Below are 24,284 nucleotides of genomic sequence, written 5' to 3' on the forward strand. Positions count from 1 at the left end.
ACGAGCCGTGCTAATGTACATAAGTGCTGGAGATTCTGATGGGATGCCCATGAGCACTGACGGCCAACCGGCCACGCTGGCCACCACGATCTACGCACGGCTCAAGGCCGACATCCTGACGACGCGGCTCGAGCCCGGTCGCAAACTCCAGTCGCGCTTCCTGATGGAGCAGTACAATGTCGGGCAGACCCCGCTGCGCGAGGCGCTCAACCGCCTGACCAGCGAAGAGTTCGTCGTCGGCATGGAGCAACGCGGCTTCTACGTGAAGGAGGTCAGCAAGGAGGAGTTGCAGGAGCTGACCAAGACGCGATGCTGGGTGGAAGGCCTGGCGCTCCGCGAGTCCATGCAGAATGCGACCCAGACCTGGGAAGAGGCTCTGCTGGTTGCGCATCACAGGCTTGATCGTACGGCGCGCTCGCTTAAGCACGACACGTTCGAGGACAATCCGGATTGGGAGAAGGTGCACCGTGCCTTCCACACGACGCTGATCGGTCTTTGCGGCTCACGGCCGCTGCTCGGCTTCTGCGAGCAACTCGCCGACCGGCTCTATCGGTATCGCATGATGTCGATTGCGAAGGCCTATCCGGCACGCAAGGTCGGTGCCGAGCACACCGATATCCTTCAGGCGGTTCTCGGCAGGGACAGTGAGCGGGCCGTGCATCTGCTTCAGCAGCACTATCAGCGTACGGCCGACGTCATCTATTCCGATCTCGACGGATTGCTGGCGTAGCTTCGCATCAGGGACATGGCTCCCTCGTTCAGCGCGAGCGCTTCGGCAACGGATCACGCGGCGTGCATCAGGATCATGAACCGGTCTTCGGTCTACAGAACAGATCGAAGGCTGAGCCGAACACGTTATGTCCGTCCGGACAATTGATTCCGGCGAAACCGCCATTGGCAAACGCCATCACGCCGAAGAAGATGAGCAGGCCGGCCATGACGGCAAGTCCGAGGGTGCCTCCCTTGATCAACCGCACCCACCTGGCCCACTTTTCCTGCCGAGCGATGAAGTCTCCCAGCATCGTGATCGACAGGTGAACGGCCGCCGTGATCGCCAAAGCAATCAGGCTGACATTGCGAGCACCCGACGCCCCGATCAACGCGGTAATGCCGAAGAACAGGAATTCCACAACATACAGCAGCCCGAGCCAGTAGCAGAACACGGCTCGACCAAGGCTGCCCGGCGTCGAGATCGTGAGCAGGGTCTGAACCGCGCGACCGGCCCTTGTGACCCACATCATCCAGCTTCGCTGTCCCCGACGGTGCTGTTCCGCCTGCTCGAGGATCTGTCCGGTAATGGTCAAGGCGCGTGAGCCGGTCCGCAGCGCGACCTCGGTGCTGGGCCTGCGGTTGACGTTGTAGTACTCGCGCACATAGTTGAGCATGCCCTGGTCGCCCAGCACCTCTTTCAGCGCCTGAGCGATCTGCGTGCGGCGCTGTCCGCCCGCGGTCAGCGCCAGTTTTTGCCATAAGGCATCGAAGGCGCCTTCGAGCGTTTCATTCTTCTGCTCCGCCAGCGCTTTTGTGAAGCCGTCAACCAATTGGTCGTAACTATCCGGCTTCATCTCCTCGCGTATGATCGTACATTGCGCCTCCTTGAGGAGAGCGTCTCTGATCACCTTGTCCTCGGCGGCAGGAAACAGGGTTGCCAGTATCCGCTCGCAACCGTCCAGCCGGCCCCACATGATGTCGTTGCGCCGCCACTGCTCGTCGAGAAAGGCGCCGAAGTGAAGCACGGCAACGCCGGCGAGCTTGTGTCGCAGGCCATTGCGTTCGTCGATCAGGCTGGTGGCATCCTCCGGACTGACCCGAACGATCTCGACGGTCGAAGGCTCGCCGGTACCTGTATCGTAGTAGAGCGGGAAGCTCGCCTGATCGTACTCGTCGAACCTCATGAAATATTCGGCCAGGAATTCGCGGAGCGCCGTCCCCTCCGGGGTGTTGAGCGCATCGACGTCATCTGGCAAGGCCACCTTGGCGACCGCGACGCGGACCTTGGGGCCGCCTTCGTCGCTCTCCTCGCAGGCATGAAGCTCCGGGTTCCCAAGCAGGGCCTGGGGAAGCGGCATCTGGCCGCGCGGCGCCATGCCGATCACCGGGGCGTAACCGTCTTTCAACGCGCGAATGTCGCCCTCGAGCGCGACCTGAAGCTGCGTCTCGACGGCCCTCGTATATTGGAGGAGCATCTTGGCGTTGGCGAAGACGTTCTCCTGAAGCGTCCGCAGCGGACTCGGAGGCGGCAGGTCGCTCGGAAGCGGCACGGGCGTACCGGACTTGGTCGTCAACGCCTTCAATTTGGGATCCGGCTTCTGGCCAAGAATCACACGAAGGGTCTGGATCAATTCTTCATGACATGCCGACCTGCACCCGTTCTCCGGGGGCTTCAACTGCCAGGTCACGCAACGGAGCTGGGCGATGGCTTCTCCGAGCCCGCCGGCGAGGCTGTTCAACGCAGCGAGGAGCGCCAGCGTGTCCATTCGCCGGTGGGACACGTGCCTGTCCCACCGTTCCATGAGATGTGTTTCAGCATCCGACCAGGCGTTCCCGGCGCCAGGCAGCTCGGGCTTGATGAAAAGACTTCGAAGCTGATGCACCTTGCGCAGGATAAACCCGGTGCGCCTGAGCCGATACTTGACGTCGTAATCGTCCAGAAAGGCGTTGACCGACTCGGTACGACCCTTGGCGTCTTTCTCGTATTCGTAGAAATTCTCCTCGCGCCAGGCTCGCGCCAACGCGCGCAACGCGTAAAATTGGTCGGAGCGGCGGTCGATGCCCCACCAGACGGCCAATCGATCGGCGATATCGTCCGTGACGGTCATCAGCCGGAGATGACGGTATGGCAGAAACGCGACGCCGTAGTAATCGACCATATGGCGCATGTCGCGCGACCGCCAGGCAGGCACCTTGCCGTCCCCGTCGAGCACGATGCGCGCGAAGGGGTCATCGTTGCGCGCTTCGATGTCGACTTCGACCTGACGCACGATCCGCTCGACCCGCTCGATGCGCCTGTTGCGCGCCAACACCGCTTCGATGTCCTCGCGGATCGTCTCATCCTGCGGGATTGTCAGCATGGCCGAGAGCGCATTGGCGAGCGCATCGGGTTTTTGGCTCGCGCTTCCCTGCTCGGTTTCGGGATGAGCGGGGGTCGGCTCGACATAGATCAGCTTGCGTTCCATCGGTAGGCTGCCGAGTCGCCATGACAGCGCATCGACGACGTAGCTGAACGGCTTGTTGTCGAGATAGCCTCCGTCGCCGAACGCGCGCTTGCGCCAACCGTCACCGTCCAGGTCCGCGATCGACAGCCCCGTGAAGAACGGCTTCCAGGCGTCGAAATTCACGCTCCCGACGGTCTGGCGCGCGTCGCACAAGCGCTGCGCGTCGGATACGGACATCGGTTCGAATGCGAATGGGAAGGATGACGTGCAACGCGCCGCAAACGCAAGGAACGGGGCGAAACTTTCGGTGAAATGGTTCTCGCCCCCGGCGGCATATTGGAAGTGATAGACCTGCTTGTAGCGCTGCTCATAGACGACCTTGTCGAACAGCCGCAACGGCACGACTGCGCCTCGAATGTCCGTCGTCGTGACGTACAGATCCAGTTCGTCGACCAGTTGAGACTCGCCCCTCGCCGTCGGCGCGACCCTCCCCTCTCTCTCCTTCTCCATTTTCTCGAAGGCATCGAGAAGCTTGACGTACATCCGATCGCTGTTCAGGAGCGACTGCGGCGCAGAACCGGTCTTGGCGAACTCCAGCCCCTCGTAGGAGGCGTTGTCGTTGAGCAGACGATTGATATCGCCCTCCTCGATCCACAACGTCTTCAATGGAGCGAACTTCTGTCCGCTGACGAGAGCTTTTGCGAGGAAAATGCCGTTGATGCCGCCAGCGGAGGTGCCCGCGAGCGAATCCACCACGAAGCGTGTGCGTTGCCCAGTCGGCAGAGTGGCCATGTCGGCGAACGGGTCACGCCCGCCGATGGTCAGATGCTCGAGATAGCGGGCGCGCAAGTTCTCGTCGCGCAGCAGCCACGACGCCTTTCGGTAGACCTCGCGCGTCCCGCGAAGATTCAGGTCGTCATGCTCCTTCGGCGTCGCGCACGCCATCTCGTAGAGCTCATTCGTAACTCCGTTGATGTAGATCGCGAGCGAAACGCCACCATACATCACGATGCCGAAGCGGATCTCCCGCGAATAGAGATTATCCCCCACCCTGGGGTGACAAGCCGCAGCAACTTCCATCGCCCGCCTCGTTCAAAAAATCTTCACGCAATTCGTCGAAGCGAGGCCACCCATGGCGGCTCGCGACGTTCCCACTAATCGGTCAGCAGCTCATTGTGCCCTTGCCACGACGCCACTGAAATTGCGCCGGGCTCCTGCACGCACACCATCGAGGTCATGCCCTCGAAATCACGATCGAAACATATGGACGCAAAATCGAACCGGCGTGGCTTGGTCCTCGTACGAACCTGCCACCCATCGCAACGGCTGTATTATGATCTATCAGCAACCATTGATACAAGCCTATCCAGGCCTGATTGCGACAATTTCCGCTGAACCTGCCTGAGACAATTTGCCCGACCGTTGGCACGCGGCGGTGCCGGATCGGAGTTCACGATCGTCATGGCTGGGCCGAAGAGCAGCACGTACAATGCGGACCGGCGCGGCGGCGGCCCCTCGTTCAGCGCGAGCGCTTCGGCAATTTCGGCAGCTTGTCGGGATTGAATGCCGGCATCTGCCCTGGTGGTTCAGGTGCGGGCGGCTGTTGTTCCGTGCGGATGAGCGTTCCGTGGAGGATCATGCCCGGCGCCTGAGGTGCCGTCGCGGTGTAGGTCGCGATCCTGCCAGGGCAGCTTCCTTCGATCGTCAGCGTCAGCTCGTCATCGTTGCCGAACACGGTGGCGCGACCGTCGGTATGACGCCTCGTCGACACGATAGCGGTGAAGCGATCTCCATCGACCTGGCAGGTGCCGTGATAGGTCATCAGGCTGTCACGGCCCCAGATCTGGCCGTCTGCGACATGGACGATCCCGGTACCCTGGTCGATCGGCGTCTTGTACCAAGCCGCGTAGGTGCCGTCCTTCAACATGGGAGCAGCCTCCCCTGGTATTCCCACGCCGACAATTGGCATCATTAGCGCCAACAAACGGTTAATGACCGGGCCCGTGCCAATCCGGTCTTTCCTTGCGCAGCTCGGCCTCGAGCTCCTCGATGATGCTGTGAAGCAGATGCACGGCAAGCGGGTCGGTCACCTCGCGCTCCAGATGCCGGTATCGCGCGATCAAAAATTCCTGCTCTCTCAACTGGTGCTCTGTCATCGGACGGGCCCTCCGACACATCGACGCACAGACGATCAAGCAGTTTCGTTAAAGTTTTCAGATCATTTGCTATGGTTTCTGACCGGTTAAGAGGCCCGCGCCGCCGACCTTCGCCCGCGGGCCTGCAACGATCGCCCGCCGTCATCCAGCGTGCCTTTGAAACCGCGCGCTCGGCTGGAGCAGGATCAGGCAAAGCACAACCGTTTCGGGCAAGACCCGGTGCCTCGGCCCCGCATAGAACCCGCGCCAACCCGTACAAGTACGGGCCCCTGATCTCAGGCAGCAGGCGATCGGAAGGAGCCACGCAATGACCGGGAGCACCGCATCCAGGCACAATCCCTCGCCCAATGGCCGGCCACCCGTCCCTGGCGCACACCCCGCCGATGTCGCGATTTCCGAGCGGCGCGCCGCCGGATCGGAGATGGCGCGGGTGCTCAGGACCGAACCGACCCGCATGGCCTTGGACGCCTCCGGCGCCGGCATCGCGCACTGGAATCACGACCCATTGCACGACGTCGTCGAGCCCATGAGCCACCACGTGATCATGGCGTATAACGGCGTGATACAGCGCATGGAGCGCCGGACGGGAAAATCGGTTTCGATCGGGACGTTTCGCCCCGGAGTCGTGATCATCATTCCGGAAGGATCGAGCTCCCGATGGGACATTCCGAAGCCGGTCGATGTCGTTCAACTCTACCTTCCGAATGCGACACTGAAGCGCGTCGCCGGCGAAGCCGGTATCGCAGGGGCGACCGACCTGCTGGAGCGGACGGCGCACCCTGACCCCATCACATCGAGACTGCTGTTGAGCGCAGCGGATGCACTCGAAGGCAACGGGGTCCTGGATGCGCTGTTCCGGCATCAGGTGACGGATCTTCTCGCTACCCGCGTCCTGGCGGCGCACACAGGCACGCGGGCCACGTTCCAACCGGCCATGGGCGGGCTGGCGCCGAAGGTCCTGCTCCGCGCGATCGAACGGTTGCGCTCGGACGGCGATGCGGACGTCTCGCTCGATGCGCTGGCATCCGATGCCGGCCTCTCGCGCTTCCACTTCTGCCGCGCCTTCAAGGAGAGCACCGGGCTCTCGCCCCACGCCTGGCTGCGCCAACACCGGCTCGAGCAGGCCATGCACAAGCTGCGGGAGAGCGACGAGCCGATCGTCTCGATCGCTGCCGCGCTCGGCTATTCCTCGCAGACGGCGTTCGCGGCGGCGTTCAGGAAGCTGACCGGCGAGACGCCGAGCGATTGGCGCAGGCGCATGCGCTAGCAGCAATCGCTCGATAGCGACAGCAATCGCGCTGGGGCAGCGGCACACCCGATCGGTTAGACCATCATCATGTCCAATCCCACGACGGAGACAGATGATGATCTGGAAAGATGTCGTCCAGCGGCTGGCAACCACTTCATCACGCAAGGGTCTGGCGACCGCAATCGTGTACGGCCTTTCGCTGACTGTCCGCTTCACGTCAGCCGCCGGTGACGAGGCCGACATACAACGCGCTCATCCGGCGCTGTCTGTCGTGACCGGGGACGGGCCCCGCCTTCTCCATCAGGACTGGGGCCGCAAGCCGCCCTCCATCGTCTTTCGTCAGGGCTGGCCGCAGAGCTCGCAGTCGTCCGGCTGCCCCCTCCATTAAGCGCGCGCAAGTCCGCTTCAACCCTTGGCGCCGTTGCTGACCGCAACAGAGCCTGCCGCGAACCCGTAGCCGCGGCGGCAACGCGCCCTCGTATCCGGGAAGATCAACCAGAGGAGACCATCAATGCGACTAGTCATCATCGGCGCCGGCTTCGCCGGCATGTATGCCGCTCTATCCGCTGCCCGCCTGCGTGACATCCAGGGAGTCTCGCCCGACGAACTCGAAATCGCGCTAGTCGCGCCCGAGCCGACGCTGGTCGTCCGCCCGCGGCTATACGAACAACATCCCGAAACCTTGACGGCACCGCTACTCGATGTGCTCAAGGCGATCGACGTCACCTATGTTCAGGGCAGCGTCGACACGGTGGAAACCCAATCCCGCATGGTGAGGATCGCCACGGCGAAGGGCACCAAGAAGATGCTCTCTTACGATCGCCTCGTGGTCGCCACCGGCAGCCGGCTGTTCCGCCCGAACATTCCGGGCCTCGCCTTGCACGGCTTCAGCGTCGATTCGCTCGACGATGCGATTGCGCTCGACAGGCACCTGCATGGCCTCGCCAAGCGGCCGGCCGTGAACGGACGCGACACGGTCGTCGTCGCCGGCGGCGGCTTCACCGGCATCGAGGCGGCCACCGAAATGCCGGCGCGGCTTCGTGCCGTCCTCGGACCGGATGCAAAGACCCGCGTCATCATCGTCGAGCGCAACAGCGCGATTGCACCCGACATGGGCGAAGGTCCGCGGCCGGTCATCGAGAGCGCACTCCAGAAGCTCGGCGTGGAAACCCGCCTCGGCGCCGGGGTGGCCTCGCTCGATGCGTCTGGCGTGACCTTGTCCAACGGTGAGCACATCGAAACCGAGACCGTGATCTGGGCGGCGGGGATTCGTGCGGCCCCTTTGACGAGGCAGATTCCCGCCGAGCGCGACAATTTCGGCCGGTTGCTGGTCGACCCCTGTTTGCGGGTGCCAGGCGTCGAGGGCGTCTTCGCAACCGGCGATGCGGCCCGTGCCGCCTGCGACGACGAGGGCAATTACGCGCTGATGTCGTGCCAGCACGCCACGCGGATGGGCGCCTTTGCCGGCAACAATGCCGCCGCCGAACTGCTCGGCGTTCCGACCAGGCCGTACCACCAGAGGGCCTACGTCACCTGTCTCGATCTCGGCGAAGCCGGCGCACTGTTCACGCGCGGCTGGGAGCGCAAGGTCGAGATGGTCGGCGACGTCGCCAAGAAGACCAAGCAAGAGATCAACACCGTCTGGATCTATCCGCCGAAGGCCGAACGCGCCGCCGCGCTCGCATCGGCCGATCCGGAACGCGTGACCAGCCTCTAACGCACGACGCCATGACGGCCGCGCTCCCTGGCTGCGCGGCCTGATCAACAAGATCAGCCAGCAGCATGAAACAGGAGAACAACATGAACCTCCACAACACCTCATACGCCGCGAAACCCGAAGAGCTCGTGCCGTCGCGCTACGCGCTCAAGATCGGTGAGATCGACGTGCTCGTGGTCAGCGACGGCGTTCTGCCGCTGCCGACCACCATGTTGGCGCACAACGCCGCCCCGGCCGAGCGTGCGGCCTGGCTGCGTGACATGTTCCTGCCGCCTGATGCTTTCGACTGGGCACTGAATGCGGTCATGGTGCGAAGCCGCGGCAAGACCATTCTCATTGACGCCGGCCTCGGCTCCGACCCGAACTTGCACTTGCCGCGGGCCGGGCAGTTGATCAAGCGACTGGAGGCGGCCGGCATCGATCTTTCCTCCGTGACCGATCTGGTGCTCACCCACATGCACATGGACCACATCGGCGGGTTGCTCGTCGACGGTGTGAAGCAGCGGCTGCGCCCCGACCTGCGGATCCACGTCGCGGCGGCGGAGGTCAAGTTCTGGGAAGCACCTGATTTCTCTCACACCAACATGCCTCAGGGCTTCCCCGATGCGCTGCGGGCGACCGCCAAGCAGTTCGTGAAAGCCTATGGCAGTCAGCTCAGGCCGTTCGATGAGGCGCACGAGGTTGCGCCGGGCGTCGTCGCACGGCGCACCGGCGGTCACACTCCCGGGCACAGCGTGGTTCGCATCGCGTCCGGCGGCGAGGCGCTGACGTTTGCCGGCGACGCCGTGTTCGCCGTCGGGTTCGACCAGCCCGACTGGCACAACGGTTTCGAACACGATCCCGAGGAGGCGGCGCGCGTGCGTACCCGTCTTCTGCAGGAGCTTGCCAAGACTGGCGAGATGCTGGTGGCCACGCACCTGCCGTTCCCGTCGGTCGGACGGGTCGCGGTGGATGGCGGCGCCTTCCGCTGGGTGCCGGTGTTCTGGGACTACTGAGCCGAGTGGACGCTGCGCTTCCTTCTCCTCCTTTGGGAGGAGGAGGCGTCAGCGCCTGCTGCAACTCAGAACGAATGCCCTTGGCCGTGCCGGGCTGACCGAGCGCGGACCTACTTGATAACGCAGTCTGATTTTGCATGTGGTGAGCCATTGGCGAGCGCATGCCGCCTCATCTCGTGAGGCACGACATCACCTCAGCGCCGAGGTTGGCGTCCGGACCGTTGCTTCCAATTGCGCGCCCCGCGGGCTTCTGCTAGCTTGAGGTACGCGCCTCATTTCACCTCGCCGGCCGGGTCGGTGACCCGCCTCTGCCGCAACGATGCGGGTGGCGGCCGATTGCCGCGCCGCCGGGGGTGAGGCATGCGCCCAATCTGGGCTCAAGCAGAGTTGGCCATCAAAAAGGGCCGACCGCCTTAGGGGAGGATGATATGCAGCGTCTCTTGGTTGCAGGTGCGTCTATTGCCTTCGCGATTGCAGCGGGGTTCGGCTCGGCCGATGCGGCGGACAAGAAGGTTCTGGCCTTCGTCGTCAATGGCGCATCCGACTTCTGGAAGATCGCCGAGGCCGGGATGAAGAAGGCGCAGGGCGAGTTGCCCAACTACGAGCTCCAGTTCAAATATCCGGAACAGGCTGCGGCCGCCGTGCAGCAGCGCGTGATGGACGACCTCGTCGCCGCCGGTGCCGCCGGCATCATGGTCAGCGCGGTCGATCCGAAGAACCAGACCGAGCACCTCAACAAGGTTGCGTCCCAGACGGTGCTGTTCACCACCGACAGCGACGCGCCGCAATCCAAGCGCGTGGCCTATATCGGCTCTTCCAACACCGACCTCGGCAAGGAGGCAGGAAAGCTGATGGTCAAGGCGCTGCCGAACGGCGGCAAATGCGTCGGCTTCGTCGGCCTGCCCGGCGCCGACAATGCGCGCGAGCGCATCGAAGGCGTGAAGGAGACGATCAAGGGCTCGAAGGTCGAGCTCGTCGACGTTCGCGGCGACGAGATCGACCAGACGCGCGCCAAGCGCAATGTCGAGGACATCCTCGCGGCCATGCCCGATGTGAGCTGCCTCGTCGGCTTCTACTCCTACAATACGCCGCGGATCTACGAGGTGCTCAAGGAGGCCGGCAAGCTCGACAAGATCAAGATCATCGGCTTTGACGAGGATCCGATCACGCTCGGCGGCGTCAAGGAAGGCAGCATCGTCGGCACGGTGGTGCAGCAGCCGTTCGAGTGGGGCTATCAGGGCATGAAGCTGATGGCGAACTACATCGGCGGCAACAAGTCCGGCATTCCGGCCAACGGCATCATCATCGTGCCCGGCAAGGTCATCGAAAAGGCGAATGTCGACGAGTTCATGGCCTCGATGAAGCAGATGCTGAAGAAATAGGAGATATCCGCGCTGCCCGCCGCGCAGCCTACCATGCCAGAACCGTTCCTCGAGCTGGTCGACATCAGCAAGAGCTATCCAGGCGTGGTCGCCCTCGACCACGTCGGTCTCCAGGTGTCGCCCGGCGAGGTCGTTGCGCTGATCGGCGAGAACGGCGCCGGCAAGTCGACGCTGATGCGCGTGCTCGGCGGGGTCGTGGAGCCGAGCGGCGGCGTCATCCTTGTCGACGGCGTCGCGCGAGGCTCGCTCACCGTGGCGGACGCGATCAAGGCGGGCATCGCCTTCGTCCATCAGGAACTGAACCTCTTCGACAATCTCGACGTCGCCGGCAACGTCTTCATCGGCCGCGAGCCCGTGCACGGCGGGCCCTTGCGGCTGATCGACCGCAAACGGATGCATGCCGGTGTCGCGCCGCTGCTGGAGCGGCTCGGCTGCGATTTCGCGGCCGATGCGCCGCTCGCCGAGCTGTCGCTGGCGCAGCGCCAGCTCGTCGAGATCATGAAGGCGCTTTCGCTCGATGCTCGTCTCGTCATCATGGACGAGCCGACCTCGAGCCTGACGCTCGCCGAGACGGACCGCCTGATGCGGACCGTGGCCAGCCTGAAAGCCCACGGAGTCAGCGTCATCTTCATCACACATCGGCTCAACGAGGTGATGCAGTGCGCCGACCGCGCGGTCGTGCTGCGCGACGGGCGCGTGGTCGGCGCACTGACACGTGCGGAACTCTCTCCGGCGGCGATGATTCGCCTGATGATCGGCCGCGACCTGAAATCGCTCTACGTTCCGCCGGCCGCGCCGCCCGGCGACAGCGTGCTCGATATCGTCGATGCGGTCACCGACACCTATCCCGGCCGCGCCGTGAGCCTGTCGGTCCGCCGCGGCGAGATCCTCGGACTTGCCGGTCTCGTCGGGTCCGGCCGCACGGAGCTCGCGCGCGCCCTTTTCGGCATCGACCGATTGCGCGGCGGCGCGATACGACTCGATGGCGAGCCGATCCGGATCGCAAGCCCACGGGCCGCCATCGAGCAAGGCATCTATCTTGTTCCGGAGGACCGCAAGGGCGCGGGCCTGCTGCTCGACGTCTCGATCACCGAAAACATCTCGCTGCCGGATCTGGCGTCCTATATGCGCTTCTGGCTGGTGGATAGCGCGCGCGAGAACGAGAATGCGGTGCGTCAGCGCGAGCGCCTCAAGATCCGCGCGCCCGACGTCAAGACCGTCGTCGGCTCTTTGTCGGGCGGCAACCAGCAGAAGGTCGTGCTCGCCAAATGGCTGTCGATGCAGCCGAAGGTGCTGATTGTCGACGAGCCGACGCGCGGGGTCGATGTCGGAGCCAAGCAGGAGATCTACGGCATGCTGCGCCGCCTGACCGATGCCGGCGTGGCGATCCTGATGATCTCCAGCGACATGGAGGAGGTGATCGGGGTCAGCGACCGGCTCGCGGTCATGCATGAGGGCGCGATCTCGGGCTTCCTTGATCGCAGCCAGTTCAGTGAGCACAATGTGCTGCAGCTTGCCGTTGGCCACACAATCGCGGCGGAGGGACCTTGAGCAAGAAAGACCTGAGCCTTCTCGTTCTGATTCTGGTGGTCGGGACCGTCGTCGCCCTGATCAATCCGAGATTCCTGTTCGTGGGCAATCTCTCCAACACCGCCAACCAGATCGGGCTGTTCGGCATCTTCTCCATCGCGGAAGCCTTCATCATCATCATCGGCGGGATCGAGCTGTCGGTCGGTTCGGTGATCGCACTGCTGGGCGTCCTGTTCATCGACCTCATCGTCAACCACGACGTCAACTGGGTGGTAGCCCTCGCGATGATCGTCGCGGCCGGGCTCGTGATCGGCCTCGTCCATGGCACGCTGGCGACCCGGATGCGGATCCAGCCTTTCGTGGTAACCCTGTGCGGCCTCCTGATCTATCGCGGCGCGGCGCGCTATTACACCGAGGACGCGACGGCGGGCTTCGGCTTCGGCGCGAGCTTTCCGATGCTGGAATGGCTCGCCGCGGGCCGCACCAACGTGCTCGGATTCCCGCTGCCGCACAGCGTGGTGGCGCTCGCCGTGGTGGCGGTGATCGCCTGGGTGGTGCTTCACCGCTCGGTGTTCGGCCGCTATCTCTTTGCCGTCGGCAAGAACGAGGAAGCGGCACGCTATTCCGGCATTCGCACCAGCCGCGTGATCGTCTCGGCCTATGTCATCTGTGGCGGGCTGACAGCGTTTTCGGCAATCCTGATCGCGATGTATACCCGTTCGATTTCCCCCGCCGTGCACGGCTCGTTCTACGAGCTCTACGCCATCGCCGCCGCCGTGCTCGGCGGCTGCTCCTTGCGCGGCGGCGAAGGCTCGATCATCGGTGTCGTGCTCGGCACCGTGCTGCTCCAGGTGCTGCAGAATCTGGTCAACCTGCTGGGCATTCCGAGCTCGCTCAATTTCGCGGTGATGGGAACGGTCATCCTGATCGGCGTGCTCGGAGATCAGTATCTCGTGCACCGACGCCAACGCGTGGGAGTGGCCAAAGGCCGGGAGCAGGCGAGCGTCGCTGCGGCGCCGCTCGAGCGAGTGAAGGTGGAGTGAAGGCGAGGGTTTCGCGGGCCTGTCGTCGACATAGACGGCCATCCAAGAGAGGACGCTCCAAAATATCTAGAACGTCACCCGCATCCCCGCGTAGAACGCGCGCGGCCGTGCCGGGCTGAGCGAGCGCGGGTCGGTGAAGGCATTGCCGCCGTTGGTGAAGTTGGGCAAGGCCCCGGTATCGAAGAATTGTCCGTAGGTCGCGTAGCGCTTGTCGAAGATGTTGTCGACACGGCCATAGAGCTGGATGTTCTTCGTCACCTGGTAGGAGGTGTTGAGATTGAACACCGTGTAGGACGGCAGCTTCGCGAACTGGTTCGACTCGTCGCCGACGAGATATTGGCTGGAGACGAACAGCGCGTTGCCGCCGACCTTCCAGACGTCGGTCACGGCGTAGTCGACGCCAACCTTGACGCGGTGGCGCGGGATCGCGGGGATCTGGTTGCCGGGCCTGACCTGGACGGTGTCGGTGGCAGGGTCTCTGAACGGGCTCTCCGAGCCGAGCTCGAGCGGATCAAGGAAGCGCGCATCGACGAACGCATAGCTCGCCTGGACCTGCAGCGTGGGCGACTTGATGCTGACTTCGGCTTCGAACCCCTGCCGCCGGGTGCGGCCGACATTGGAGAAATAGCCGAAGCCGGTCCGCCCGACGACAGGCACCGCTACGATGTCGTCATAATTGGTGGCACGGAAGCCGCCGACCTTCCATCCGAGCGTGCCGATGTTCAGCTCCTTGGTGCCGCGAAAACCGGCTTCCACGGTCTTGGAGACGACCTGCTTCAACGGCGGATCCGCGACCAGAAACGCCGCGAGCAGGCAGGGCCTGGCGGGATCGGCGCAGCCGAGCTCGAGCGGCGTCGGCACGCGGTTGGCCTCGGAATAGCCGGCATAGGCAGTCAGCTCGGGCGTGATCTTGTAGGTGCCGCCGATGATCGGGTTGAAGCGGGTGTAGGTGTGATCGCCGTTGAGCGCGGTGCCGAGCTGGTCCTCCAGCGAGATCCGCGCCACGTTGAAGCGACCGCCGCCCGTGATGGCGAAAGCATCCGTGACGTTGAACGTGTCCATCGCATAGAGGCCGTTGTACTGGTTGACGGTCCGCAGCGAGACGGGGCCGGCGACCGGGTTTGCCGTGGGAGTCGGGCCCAGGAAGACGCCGCTGCCGCTGACGACGTAGTTCTCTCCGATCGAGCCGATCTCGGCGGTGGCGTTGTAGCGCGTGACACTGGCATCGTAGGTGGCGCCGATCACGAAGCGGTTGTCGTGCCCGAACAGCTGATCGGTGTTGGTCGCCTGCCCCGACACGCCGAGGGTGGTCGAACGGATCGAGCCCCGGTCGATCTCGCCGAGGATGGTTCCCGGCGCGAAGGGATTGGCGAGTTGCGCGCCACCCGCGCCGTTCGCCGCGGTGGTGTCATCGCCGAAGCACAGCAGCGCCGGATCCGCACCGCACTCCTGCACGTCGGTCGGGTTGCCGTCGACCACCTTCTGCTCGTACCTGCGCACGTGAGCGGTGCCTTCGAACGTCCAGGTCGGCGTCGCCTCGACCTTGCCGGTCAGGTTGAGATAGCCGACGCGATTGGAGGTGGTCTGCGGGGTGGTGTAGGTCGCACCCCAATATTTGTCGAGCAGCTCGGCCGGAACGGTGGCGCTGGCCCCGAAATCGTTCTTGGCGACGCCCATGTTGGCGTGGAATTCGCTGTCGCCGGCCTTGTAACCGACATCGCCGTAGAAGCGCCGCACCGTCGATTGGGAAAAATTGCGGAAGCCGTTGTCGCGCAGTCCTTCGAGCGCGGCATAGACGGCGTAGTTCTGATCGACCTGCTTGCCCCATTGCGCCGAGCCCTGGACGCGGCCGAACGAGCCGCCCATGAGATCGAGCTCGGCGCCCTGATAGGTGAAGCCGTCCTTCATTTGCAGGTTGATCGCGCCACCGAGCGCATTGAGGCCGAAGGCCGGGTTGTTGGTCACCAGCGTCACCGACCTGATCGCGGCGGTGGGGATCAGGTCCCAGTTGACGGCATCCGAGAATGCCTCGTTGATACGGACGCCGTTCTGATACACCGCAAGGCCCTGCGGCGTGCCGGTCACGGGCGACGCGACAAAGCCGCGGAATTCGACATCCGGCTGGAACGGATTGCCGGTGACTTCGCTGATGTTGACGCCGGCGATGTTGTCGCGCAGCGCGTCCGTGACGTTCAGCGAACCCGTGCGCCTGATCTGGTTGGCATCGACGGCATTGATCGCCGACGGGACCTTGTCGACGTCGAGACCGCGGCCGATGCCCGGCGAGGTCGGATAGACGTAGATGCGTGTCCTCGGCGCGGCGGATGCCGGCGCCCCCACGCGCGCAACCGGTCGCGACGGCGCCGCGCGCCGCGTTGCAGGAGGTGGCGCGGAGACCTCGACCGGCGGCAGGTTCTGGACGTTGGTCTCCTCGTCCGGCGCGGCCCCGGCGGGGCTCGCAAACACCAAGCCCGACGCCAGCCCGGTCGACACCGAGGCCATCAACAAAGCACGCTTGAACGAATCAACCTTGCCCATCCCCGCCTTCCCATCCGCGACCACCGGCTGTTTTGATTTCCGCCGATTGGTCGAGGCGAGTTTATTCGGCCGCATTGGGGACGCCAGCCACAAAAGGTCGGGTCCAATCCGCACCCGTTTTCCCGACCAAATCGGGAATTTTTCCCGATCGCTTCGGGTGCGATCAGGTTGCCGCCGTCGGCACCAGCGCTTCCACGGTCACACCACCGTCACCGGAGACCACATTGAGCGTGCCCCCCAGCGCCAGGATCCGCTCGCGCATGCCGACGAGGCCGAAGCCGAGCTTCTGGCCCGGCTCCATGCCGCGACCGTTGTCGCTGACCCGCACCCGGGCACAGCCGCGGCCGCCGGCCTGCTCGACCGGCTCGATGACGACGCTGACCGAGGTCGCGCCGGCGTGGCGGAACACATTGGTGAGCGCCTCCTGCACGATGCGGTAGATGGTGAGATCGGCGGTCTCGCCGGTTGCGCCCAGCGCCGGCGAGATCGAGGTCTCGATCGCGACGTCGGGCCGCGACTCCCGCCAGAGCCGCGACAGGGATTCGAGCGCCTGGCGCAGGCCGAGCTCGGCAAGGCCCACGGGCCGAAGCCGCTCCAGCACGCGACGATTGAACTGCTGAAGTGCATTGATCTGCTCCAGCATGGCGCTGCCATGTTTTCGCACGGCATCCGCACTCGGCTCGCGTCCGTCCGCCTGCTTCGCCAGCGCGCTCGCATGTGCGCGCAGCGAGAACAGATAGGGCCCGAACTCGTCGTGCAGCTCGCGCGCGATCTCCTTGCGCTCGATGTCCTGCAGCGACACGGCACGCTCGGCAAGGCGCCGCTTCTCCTCGACCGCTTCACCGAGTGTCGCGGCAAGATGGTTGAGCCTGGTGCAGATCGCGGCAAGCTCCGGCGCGCCGCCCGGCGCGACACGGGCCTCGTAATGTCCGCTTTCGAGCTTGCCCATGGCCTCCGCCAGCGACTGCAGCGGTGCCAGGGCACGGCCGACCACCTTCATCATCAGGAAAAACAGCGCGAGCGCGACCACCGATCCGACCTCGAGCTGGGTCACGATGCCGTCCCAGATCTCGGCGATCTCGTCGTCGGGGTGCGAGGTGATCACGAGCGAGCCGGGCTTGCCGCGGATCGCGACCGGCACGCTGACCGCGGTCTGCTCGGGATGAACCAGGCTGACGAACCAGGCCGGCGGGCCGCGCGCGTCGCCATCGGCGCCAAGCCGGGGCGCCGTCAGCGGGTTCCCACCGGAATCGTGCAGCGCGATGCTGACATGGCGCAGGCGGCTGAGATCGCGGGCGATCTGGTTCAGCCTGGCATCCGGATCGGGCGCCTCGTTGAGATCGGCAACGATCATCTCGATGAATTCGCGCGCGAGGCGGATTACGCTCTGGTCCTCGGCCTGCACGCGCGGGCCGGCCTCGGCGACCTGGCGGCCGATATTGACCGCGAGCCCCAGTGCCAGCAGCAACGCCAGCAAGAGATTGATGCGCCCGCGCAAGGAAAGATTTTGCCACATTGGTCTCGCTCGTGCCTCGCGAAGGGTTGGCCGCGCCTGTCCGATGACGTTGACAGAGCCGAACCGCCCGATATCTAATCGGAAGCGTACAGCAATCCCGGCCGGGTTGCATGAGGCGACACGAGACGCGCGTCTTGTCCGGTCAGCCTCGTGCGGCGCAGAACAGGCAAGCTCCAGGGGACGTGGCTGTCGCGAGGAACGCCCATGCGCATTCTGATCGTCGACGATCATCCCATCGTCGCCTCCGGCTGCCGTGCCGTGCTGGCCGACGAAGGCGAGATCGAGATTCTGGAGGCCGCCGACGCCGAGGACGGCGAGTGCGTCTTCATCGTCGAACGTCCAGACCTCTGCATCATCGACATCAATCTGCCGACCGTCTCCGGATTCGAGCTCGCGCGCCGCATCCTCGAGCGTGCGCCCGAGGCTCGCATCATCATGTTCAGCATGAATGACGACCCCGCCTTCGCCGCGCGCGCGATCGAGTGCGGCGCCAAGGGCTACGTCTCCAAGACCGGCGACCCCGACGACCTCGTCGAGGCGATCCGCGCCGTCGGAAGCGGCGGCACCTACCTTCCGACCGCGATCGCGCGCAGCATCGCCTTTGCGGGGCCGACGCTGGCGCAAAACCCGCTGTCGAAGCTGAACGCGCGCGAGATGGAGATCCTGCGGCTGCTCAGCGCCGGCAAGAGCCTGTCCGAGATCGCCTGGCTGGTGCAATCGTCCTACAAGACGGTCGCCAATACCTCGTCCATAATGCGCCAGAAGCTCGGGGTGAAGACCTCGGTCGAACTGGTGCGGCTGGCGATCGACAGCGGCGTCGCCTGACGACGCCACAAATTCGGTCACACAAGCGTTGCAATCTTGATGTGGTGAGATGCCACGGAGTCTTTCGGCATGACGATTCAGACTGTCTCGACCAACAAATCCCATGGCGGCGTGCAGGGCGTCTATCGCCACGCCAGCCAGGCGACCGGAACCGACATGGTGTTCTCGGTCTATATCCCGCCACATGCGGACGGCGCCAAACTGCCCGTGGTCTGGTACCTGTCCGGGCTCACCTGCACGCATGCCAACGTCACCGAGAAGGGCGAATTCCGCAAGGCTTGCGCCGAGCTCGGCCTGATCTTCGTCGCGCCCGACACCTCCCCGCGCGGGCCCGACGTGCCTGGCGATGCCAACAACGCCTATGATTTCGGCCTCGGGGCCGGCTTCTATGTGGACGCCACGCAAGAGCCGTTCGCGCGCAACTATCGCATGTGGAGCTACGTCACGGACGAGCTGCCGAAGCTCGTGGCGGAGAACTTCCCGGTCGATGCCAGGCGGCAATCGGTGATGGGGCACTCGATGGGCGGCCACGGCGCGTTGACGGTGGCGCTACGCAACCCGCACCGCTTTCGCGCAGCCAGCGCGTTTGCCCCGATCGTGGCGCCCTCGCTCGTGCCTTGGGGCATCAAGGCGCTGTCCGGCTATCTCGGGCCGAACAAGGATTCCTGGCGCAACCACGACACGGTGGCGCTGATCGAGGACGGCGCCAAGTTCTCCGGCTTCCTGGTCGACGTCGGCGAGGCCGACAATTTCCTGAAGGAGCAGCTCAAGCCGGAGCTGCTCGAGGCCGCCTGCGCCAAGGCCGGCATCCCGCTGACGCTGCGGCGCCAGGCGGGCTACGACCACAGCTATTATTTCATCTCGACCTTCATGAGCGATCACCTGCACTGGCATGCGGCAAGATTGACGGCGTGATCTTGCTCTCTCCTCCCCCTCTCCCAGTTTTTACGGGGAGAGGGTTGGGGTGAGGGGCTGCTTCCGCGAAGACGCTGAGAGTTGGACTCGCGGAGACTCCCCCTCACCCGGAATTTGCTCCGCAAATTCCGGCCTCTCCCCGCACGCGGGGAGAGGCGAAGACCTCATGGCTTACCGTAATTCGGCGCCAGCAGGCGGTTGCGGATGAGATAGCTCATGGTGCGCGACCAGGATTCATCCGTGTTGCCGCGCATGTCGGCGCTGGCGGCGGTGATCATGTTGCCGGTCTTCACATCGCGCAGATAGACGTTGAGATTGATGATCAGGTTCGAGACCTTTTGCACGAGGCCGGTGATCTCCAAATCGGCACCGAGCTGCCCGGCGAGCTTGAGGTCGCAGCCGCCGCAGGCCTGCAGGTTCGCGTGACGCGCGGCCTCCCGCACCGGCGCGATGTCGAGCACCTGGAACTTGCCCGACTCTGCCAATTCCTTGCGCAGCTGCTCGCTGATGCGCACGAGTCGCGCCTCTTCCGGCTTGGAGCCGTAGAACTCGCCCGGCAGGCTGGTGTCGATCAGCTCGAAATCGAACACCGCGAGTTTTGGCGGGTCGGCGAGCGCGGCCGCGCCCGTCAACAGCAAAGCCGCGATCGCCAACAGTGCTCGCATGATCGTGATTCCCGGCCGTGCGCGCGCGGGGACGAAATGCGGGGTTGCATGGCCTGACAATTTGGTCATGCTTGAAGCAGAGACAATTCTTCACCGGCGGTCAAGCCGGGGAGATCGTCTGGAGGAAACATGATCCGATGGTTGGCCGGCCTGATCGGCTTTGGTCTTGCGGCGACGAGCGCGCTTGCGGCCGATCCCGTCACGGTCGGCGTCGGCTATCTCGGAATCGCCGGCACCCGATCGACGCTGTCGCTGGTCGAGCAGCCCGCCGAGAATGACGGCGTCGCCGGCGCGCGCCTTGCCATCGAGGACAACAACACCACCGGGAAATTCACCGGCCAGCGCTTCACGCTGGAGGAGCGCCGCATCAGGGAAGGCGAGGACGTGGCGCAGGCTGCGACCGCGCTCGCCGAGAAGAACGGCTTCATCATCGCCGACCTCCCCGCCGATGCGCTTCTGAAGGCCGCGGACGCCCTGCGCGACCGCGGCACGTTGCTGTTCAACGCCGGCGCGATCGACGAGCGGCTGCGCGAGGCCGATTGCCGCGCCAACGTCATCCACACCGCGCCGACGCGCGCGATGCTGGCGGACGCACTCGGCCAATATCTGGTGTGGAAGAAGTGGTCGCGCTGGCTGCTGGTGGTCGGCTCGCACGACGAGGACAGGCTGTTCGCCGATGCGCTCCGGCGAACCGCGGCGCGGTTCGGTGCCAAGATCGTGCAGGAGCGGACCTTCGAGGACAAGGGCGGCGCGCGGCGCACCGATAGCGGCGTGACGCAGATCCAGCGCCAGATTCCTGTCTTCACGCAACAGGCGCCGGCCTATGACGTGCTGGTCGCCGCCGACGAGAGTGAGGTGTTCGGCGCCTATCTGCCCTATCGCACCTGGGATCCGCGTCCGGTCGCCGGCTCGGCCGGCCTCGTGCCGCGCAGCTGGGACGCATCGCAGGACCAATGGGGCGCGATCCAGATGCAGAACCGCTTCATCAAGCTGAATTCGCGGCGGATGACCGCGCTCGACATGCAGGCCTGGACCGCGGTGCGCATGATCGGCGAAGCCACCTCGCGCACCAATTCCGGCGAGGTCAAGAAGGTCACCGATTTCATCAAGGGCCCGGATTTCTCCGTCGCCGCCTTCAAGGGCACGCGGCTGACCTTGCGCGACTGGAATTGGCAGCTGCGCCAGCCGATCCTCCTGGTCGACGGCCGCATGGTGGTATCGGTGTCGCCGCAGGAAGGATTCCTGCACCAGGTCTCCGAGCTCGACACGCTCGGCTACGATCGCCCGGAGAGCAAATGCAAGCTGAAATGAGGACGCAGATGTTGCGCATGTGGCGTGTGGGGCTTCTGTCCGGGCTGGCGTTCGCCGCGGCGCCCGCGCATGCTTTCATCGCCTATGTCTCGAACGAGAAGAGCAACACGGTCTCGGTGATCGATACCGACAGCTGGACCGTGACCAAGACCATCAAGGTCGGCCAGCGTCCGCGCGGCATCGATTTCACCCGCGACGGCAAGTTCGTGATGGTCGCGGTCGGTGACGACGACACCATCCAGGTGATCGACACCAAGACGCAAAGCGTGGTGGACAGCCTGCCCTCCGGACCCGACCCCGAGCTGTTCGCGCAGGATGCGGCCGGCAAGATCCTCTATGTCGCCAACGAGAACGACAACACGGTGACGGTGATCGACCTCGAGAAGCGCACCCGGCTCGGCGATATCCAGGTCGGCGTCGAGCCCGAGGGCATGACCATCAGCCCGGACGGCAAGACGCTGATCAACACGTCCGAGACAACCAACATGGCGCATTTCATCGACACGTCGTCGCGCCAGATCGTCGCCAACGTGCTGGTCGACGCGCGGCCGCGCTTTGCCGAGTACAAGCACGATTCTTCGGAGGTCTGGGTGTCCTCGGAGATCGGCGGCACCGTCTCGATCATCGACCCCAAAAAGCACGAGGTGATCGGCAAGGTCACGTTCGAGATCCCGGGCCTGCGGAAGGAGGCGATCCAGCCGGTCGGGATCGGCATGACCAAGGACGACAAGACCGCCTTCGTCGCGCTCGGCCCCGCCAACCGCATCGCCGTGGTCGACGTCGCCTCGCGCAAGGTGACGAAATATCTCCTGGTCGGGCAGCGGGTCTGGCACATGGCGTTCACGCCGGACGAGAAATATTTGCTCACCACCAACGGCGTGTCGAACGATGTCTCCGTCATCGACGTTGCCGCGCAAAAAGTGATCAAGACCATTCAGGTGGGCGAACTGCCCTGGGGCATTGCGATCGCGCCATGACCAGCCCTGCCCCGATCGCCGAACCGCAGCAGACGCCGAGACCGGGAGCGGCCACGGTGCCGGCGTTGTCGATCGAGGGCGTCAGCCATGCCTATGGTCTGCGGCGCGCCTTGACGGACGTGTCCTTCAATGTGCAGCCCGCGAGCTTCACGGCGCTGCTGGGACTCAACGGCGCCGGCAAGAGCACGCTGTTCTCGCTGATCACGCGCCTGTTCGGCATCCAGTCCGGCCGCGTCGGCATTTTCGGGCACGACGTCAGCAAGAGCCCCGGCGAGGCGCTGCGGCTGCTCGGGGTCGTGTTCCAGCCGCGCACGCTCGATCTCGACCTGTCGCTGACGCAGAACCTGCTCTATCACGCCGCGCTGCATGGCATCGGCCGCCGCGACGCCTCGGCGCGCAGCGCCGAGCTGCTCGGGCGCATCGGCCTTGCCGATCGCGCCGCGAGCAAGGTGCGCGACCTCTCGGGCGGACAGATGCGGCGGCTGGAGATCGCGCGGGCGCTGCTGCATCGGCCGCGCCTCTTGCTGCTCGACGAGCCGACCGTCGGCCTCGACGTCAAGGCGCGCGCCGACATCATCAGCCACGTCCGCCAGCTCGTGACCGAGCAAGGCATCGGCGTGCTCTGGGCCACGCACCTGTTCGACGAGATCATGCCCAGCGACGATCTCGTGGTGCTGCACCAGGGAAAGGTGCTGGCGCAGGGGCCGATGAGCCGCGTCGTCGCGGAGGCCGGTGCGCAGGACGTCAACACCGCCTTCATGCGCCTGACCGGCGCGCAAACCATGCCTGGAGGCGGCGCATGAGCAGCATCACAACGCGCGAGGCGCCGCGGGGATTTTCGCTCTCCGAGTACATGACCTGCCTCACTGGCATCGTCTGGCGCGAGGGGCTGCGCTTCCTGCATCAGCGCGAGCGCTTCGTCTCGGCACTGGTGCGTCCCCTGGTGTGGCTGTTCATCTTTGCCGCCGGCTTCCGCCAGGTGCTCGGCATCTCCATCATCCCGCCCTACGAGACCTACATCCTCTACGAGGTCTATATCGCCCCCGGGCTGATGGCGATGATCCAGCTCTTCAACGGCATGCAGTCCTCGCTGTCGATGGTCTATGACCGCGAGATGGGCAACATGCGAACGCTCCTGGTGAGCCCATTGCCGCGGGGCTTCCTGTTGTTCTGCAAGCTGCTCGCGGGCACCGCGGTATCGCTGCTCCAGGTTTATGCGTTCCTGCTGATCGCCTGGCTCTGGGACATCACCCCGCCGCCCCAGGGCTATCTCACCGTGCTGCCGGCGCTGATCCTGTCGGGGCTGATGCTGGGCTCGCTCGGCATGCTGATCTCGTCGGGCATCAAGCAGCTGGAGAACTTCGCCGGTGTCATGAACTTCGTGATCTTCCCGATGTTCTTCGCCTCCTCCGCGCTCTACCCGCTCTGGCGGGTGCAGGAGGGCAGCCCCTATCTCTATTATCTGTGCGAGGCCAATCCGTTCACCCATGCGGTTGAGCTGATCCGCTTCGCGCTGTATGGCCAGGTCAACTGGATCTCGCTGGCGGTGGTCGCGACCTGCACAATCGTCTTCATGATCGGCGCGATCCTGGCCTATGATCCCTCGCGCGGGCTGGCGCGACGCGGGCCTGCGGGAGGCGAAGGATGATTGTTCGAGTTCTGGCCAGTGCTGTCCTGGTGCTCGCTGTTGCGAGCACGGCGGCGCACGCCGCCGATCCCCGCTATCCGGACTGGCCGTGCACCCAGGCCAAGGTGCCGGAGATCTCGCTGGCTGCCGTGTGGGCCGGTCCGCCGCTCGACGACGTCCAGAACAGATGGAAGGACGACGCCAGGATCAGCGCGCTCGTCGCAAAGCTGGCGGCGCGCAAGACGCCGCTGGATGAGGCGGAAAAGCTGGTGAAGGAGTTTCTCGCAGGTTCCGCCGCCGACAAGAGTGCGAACGCCAGGCTGCTGTTCGCCGGCCTGTTCGACACGCTCAACGCCCAGCGCTCCCAGGTCATGAACGGGCTCGAACGCGTCAGCCGCAAGCAGCGCGATGCCGCCGACAAGATCCGCGAAGAGACGATTCAGCTCCAGGCCCTGCAAGGGGCCACACCGCGTGACGAGGCGAAGGTCGAGGCGCTCAGCAACGAGTTGATCTGGAAGACCCGGATCTTCGAGGACCGCCACAAGGTGGTGCGCTTCGTCTGCGAGGTTCCAACCTCGATCGACCAGCGCCTGTTCGCGCTCGGACGCGTGATCCAGCAGGAAATGGAATAGCGTCAGTGGGCTGACGGCTCACGGAAAGTTCCCGCAATCGCCTCAGCAACG

General features: G+C 64.8%; 21 protein-coding genes. 15 read left to right on the top strand and 6 right to left on the bottom strand.

Translation table 11 applies throughout. The annotated features are described in order from the left end of the window. Positions 1-49: 49 nt before the first annotated feature. Positions 50-730, top strand: a complete 681-nt coding sequence (locus tag DCG74_RS31835) for a GntR family transcriptional regulator (protein WP_246570757.1) — start codon at positions 50-52, stop codon at positions 728-730. A gap of 73 nt (positions 731-803) precedes the next feature. On the opposite strand, the gene DCG74_RS31840 is transcribed toward DCG74_RS31835, so the two are convergent. From DCG74_RS31840 to DCG74_RS31850, 3 genes are all read right to left on the bottom strand, one after another. Next, complete coding sequence (locus DCG74_RS31840) at positions 804-4,235, bottom strand: patatin-like protein (RefSeq protein WP_172785545.1); 3,432 nt, start codon at positions 4,233-4,235, stop codon at positions 804-806. Between the two features lie 439 nt (positions 4,236-4,674). Beyond that, complete coding sequence (locus tag DCG74_RS31845; RefSeq protein WP_172785546.1) at positions 4,675-5,082, bottom strand: hypothetical protein; 408 nt, start codon at positions 5,080-5,082, stop codon at positions 4,675-4,677. 61 nt (positions 5,083-5,143) lie between these two features. Beyond that, a complete protein-coding gene (locus tag DCG74_RS31850; RefSeq protein WP_172785547.1) occupies positions 5,144-5,311 on the bottom strand; it encodes a hypothetical protein in 168 nt (55 codons plus the stop codon). 307 nt (positions 5,312-5,618) lie between these two features. Between DCG74_RS31850 and DCG74_RS31855 the strand changes: the two genes are divergently transcribed. The 7 genes from DCG74_RS31855 (at position 5,619) to DCG74_RS31885 (ending at position 13,227) form a co-directional block, all read left to right on the top strand. After that, a complete protein-coding gene (locus tag DCG74_RS31855; protein ID WP_172785548.1) occupies positions 5,619-6,578 on the top strand; it encodes an AraC family transcriptional regulator in 960 nt (319 codons plus the stop codon). A 94-nt stretch (positions 6,579-6,672) separates the two neighbouring features. Then, complete coding sequence (locus DCG74_RS31860) at positions 6,673-6,948, top strand: hypothetical protein (protein WP_175421776.1); 276 nt, start codon at positions 6,673-6,675, stop codon at positions 6,946-6,948. 123 nt (positions 6,949-7,071) lie between these two features. Further along, positions 7,072-8,277, top strand: coding sequence for an NAD(P)/FAD-dependent oxidoreductase (locus DCG74_RS31865; RefSeq protein WP_172785550.1), 1,206 nt, complete (start codon positions 7,072-7,074; stop codon positions 8,275-8,277). An 83-nt stretch (positions 8,278-8,360) separates the two neighbouring features. Continuing rightward, positions 8,361-9,272 carry an MBL fold metallo-hydrolase gene (locus tag DCG74_RS31870; protein ID WP_172785551.1) on the top strand — a complete coding sequence of 304 codons (912 nt, stop codon included), beginning with the start codon at positions 8,361-8,363 and terminating at the stop codon, positions 9,270-9,272. Positions 9,273-9,700: 428 nt separating this feature from the next. Then, positions 9,701-10,654, top strand: a complete 954-nt coding sequence (locus tag DCG74_RS31875; RefSeq protein ID WP_172785552.1) for a sugar-binding protein — start codon at positions 9,701-9,703, stop codon at positions 10,652-10,654. Positions 10,655-10,687: 33 nt separating this feature from the next. After that, the gene (locus tag DCG74_RS31880) at positions 10,688-12,205 is read left to right on the top strand and encodes a sugar ABC transporter ATP-binding protein (RefSeq protein WP_172785553.1); all 1,518 of its coding nucleotides are present in this window, start codon (positions 10,688-10,690) and stop codon (positions 12,203-12,205) included. Beyond that, positions 12,202-13,227, top strand: a complete 1,026-nt coding sequence (locus tag DCG74_RS31885) for an ABC transporter permease (protein WP_172785554.1) — start codon at positions 12,202-12,204, stop codon at positions 13,225-13,227. The genes DCG74_RS31880 and DCG74_RS31885 overlap by 4 nt, the downstream gene beginning before the upstream one ends. A gap of 66 nt (positions 13,228-13,293) precedes the next feature. Here DCG74_RS31885 and DCG74_RS31890 read toward each other — a convergent pair whose 3' ends face one another. Beyond that, a complete protein-coding gene (locus DCG74_RS31890) occupies positions 13,294-15,765 on the bottom strand; it encodes a TonB-dependent receptor (RefSeq protein WP_172785555.1) in 2,472 nt (823 codons plus the stop codon). Between the two features lie 163 nt (positions 15,766-15,928). After that, positions 15,929-17,281 carry a histidine kinase gene (locus DCG74_RS31895; protein WP_172785556.1) on the bottom strand — a complete coding sequence of 451 codons (1,353 nt, stop codon included), beginning with the start codon at positions 17,279-17,281 and terminating at the stop codon, positions 15,929-15,931. 204 nt (positions 17,282-17,485) lie between these two features. On the opposite strand from DCG74_RS31895, the gene DCG74_RS31900 reads away from it, so the two are divergent. Next, positions 17,486-18,106, top strand: coding sequence for a response regulator transcription factor (locus tag DCG74_RS31900; RefSeq protein WP_036007891.1), 621 nt, complete (start codon positions 17,486-17,488; stop codon positions 18,104-18,106). Positions 18,107-18,175: 69 nt separating this feature from the next. Continuing rightward, the gene (gene fghA / locus DCG74_RS31905; protein ID WP_172785557.1) at positions 18,176-19,021 is read left to right on the top strand and encodes an S-formylglutathione hydrolase; all 846 of its coding nucleotides are present in this window, start codon (positions 18,176-18,178) and stop codon (positions 19,019-19,021) included. Positions 19,022-19,185: 164 nt separating this feature from the next. Here fghA and DCG74_RS31910 read toward each other — a convergent pair whose 3' ends face one another. Beyond that, positions 19,186-19,755: a DUF3280 domain-containing protein gene (locus tag DCG74_RS31910; RefSeq protein WP_172785558.1), complete on the bottom strand. Its 570-nt coding sequence runs from the start codon at positions 19,753-19,755 to the stop codon at positions 19,186-19,188. Between the two features lie 60 nt (positions 19,756-19,815). Between DCG74_RS31910 and DCG74_RS31915 the strand changes: the two genes are divergently transcribed. Genes DCG74_RS31915 through DCG74_RS31935 form a run of 5 tightly spaced genes read left to right on the top strand, consistent with a single transcriptional unit; the run spans position 19,816 to position 24,233 of the window. Then, positions 19,816-20,997, top strand: a complete 1,182-nt coding sequence (locus DCG74_RS31915; protein WP_172785559.1) for an ABC transporter substrate-binding protein — start codon at positions 19,816-19,818, stop codon at positions 20,995-20,997. Between the two features lie 8 nt (positions 20,998-21,005). Beyond that, positions 21,006-21,974 carry a YVTN family beta-propeller repeat protein gene (locus tag DCG74_RS31920; protein WP_172785678.1) on the top strand — a complete coding sequence of 323 codons (969 nt, stop codon included), beginning with the start codon at positions 21,006-21,008 and terminating at the stop codon, positions 21,972-21,974. Continuing rightward, entirely contained in the window at positions 21,971-22,777 is an 807-nt protein-coding gene (locus tag DCG74_RS31925) for an ABC transporter ATP-binding protein (protein WP_172785560.1), read from the top strand. The genes DCG74_RS31920 and DCG74_RS31925 overlap by 4 nt, the downstream gene beginning before the upstream one ends. After that, positions 22,774-23,622, top strand: coding sequence for an ABC transporter permease (locus DCG74_RS31930; RefSeq protein ID WP_172785561.1), 849 nt, complete (start codon positions 22,774-22,776; stop codon positions 23,620-23,622). Before DCG74_RS31925 ends, DCG74_RS31930 begins: the two co-directional genes overlap by 4 nt. Further along, positions 23,619-24,233 carry a hypothetical protein gene (locus tag DCG74_RS31935; RefSeq protein WP_172785562.1) on the top strand — a complete coding sequence of 205 codons (615 nt, stop codon included), beginning with the start codon at positions 23,619-23,621 and terminating at the stop codon, positions 24,231-24,233. The genes DCG74_RS31930 and DCG74_RS31935 overlap by 4 nt, the downstream gene beginning before the upstream one ends. Positions 24,234-24,284: the final 51 nt, after the last annotated feature.

The organism is Bradyrhizobium sp. WBAH42 (assembly GCF_024585265.1).
Classification (GTDB): domain Bacteria; phylum Pseudomonadota; class Alphaproteobacteria; order Rhizobiales; family Xanthobacteraceae; genus Bradyrhizobium.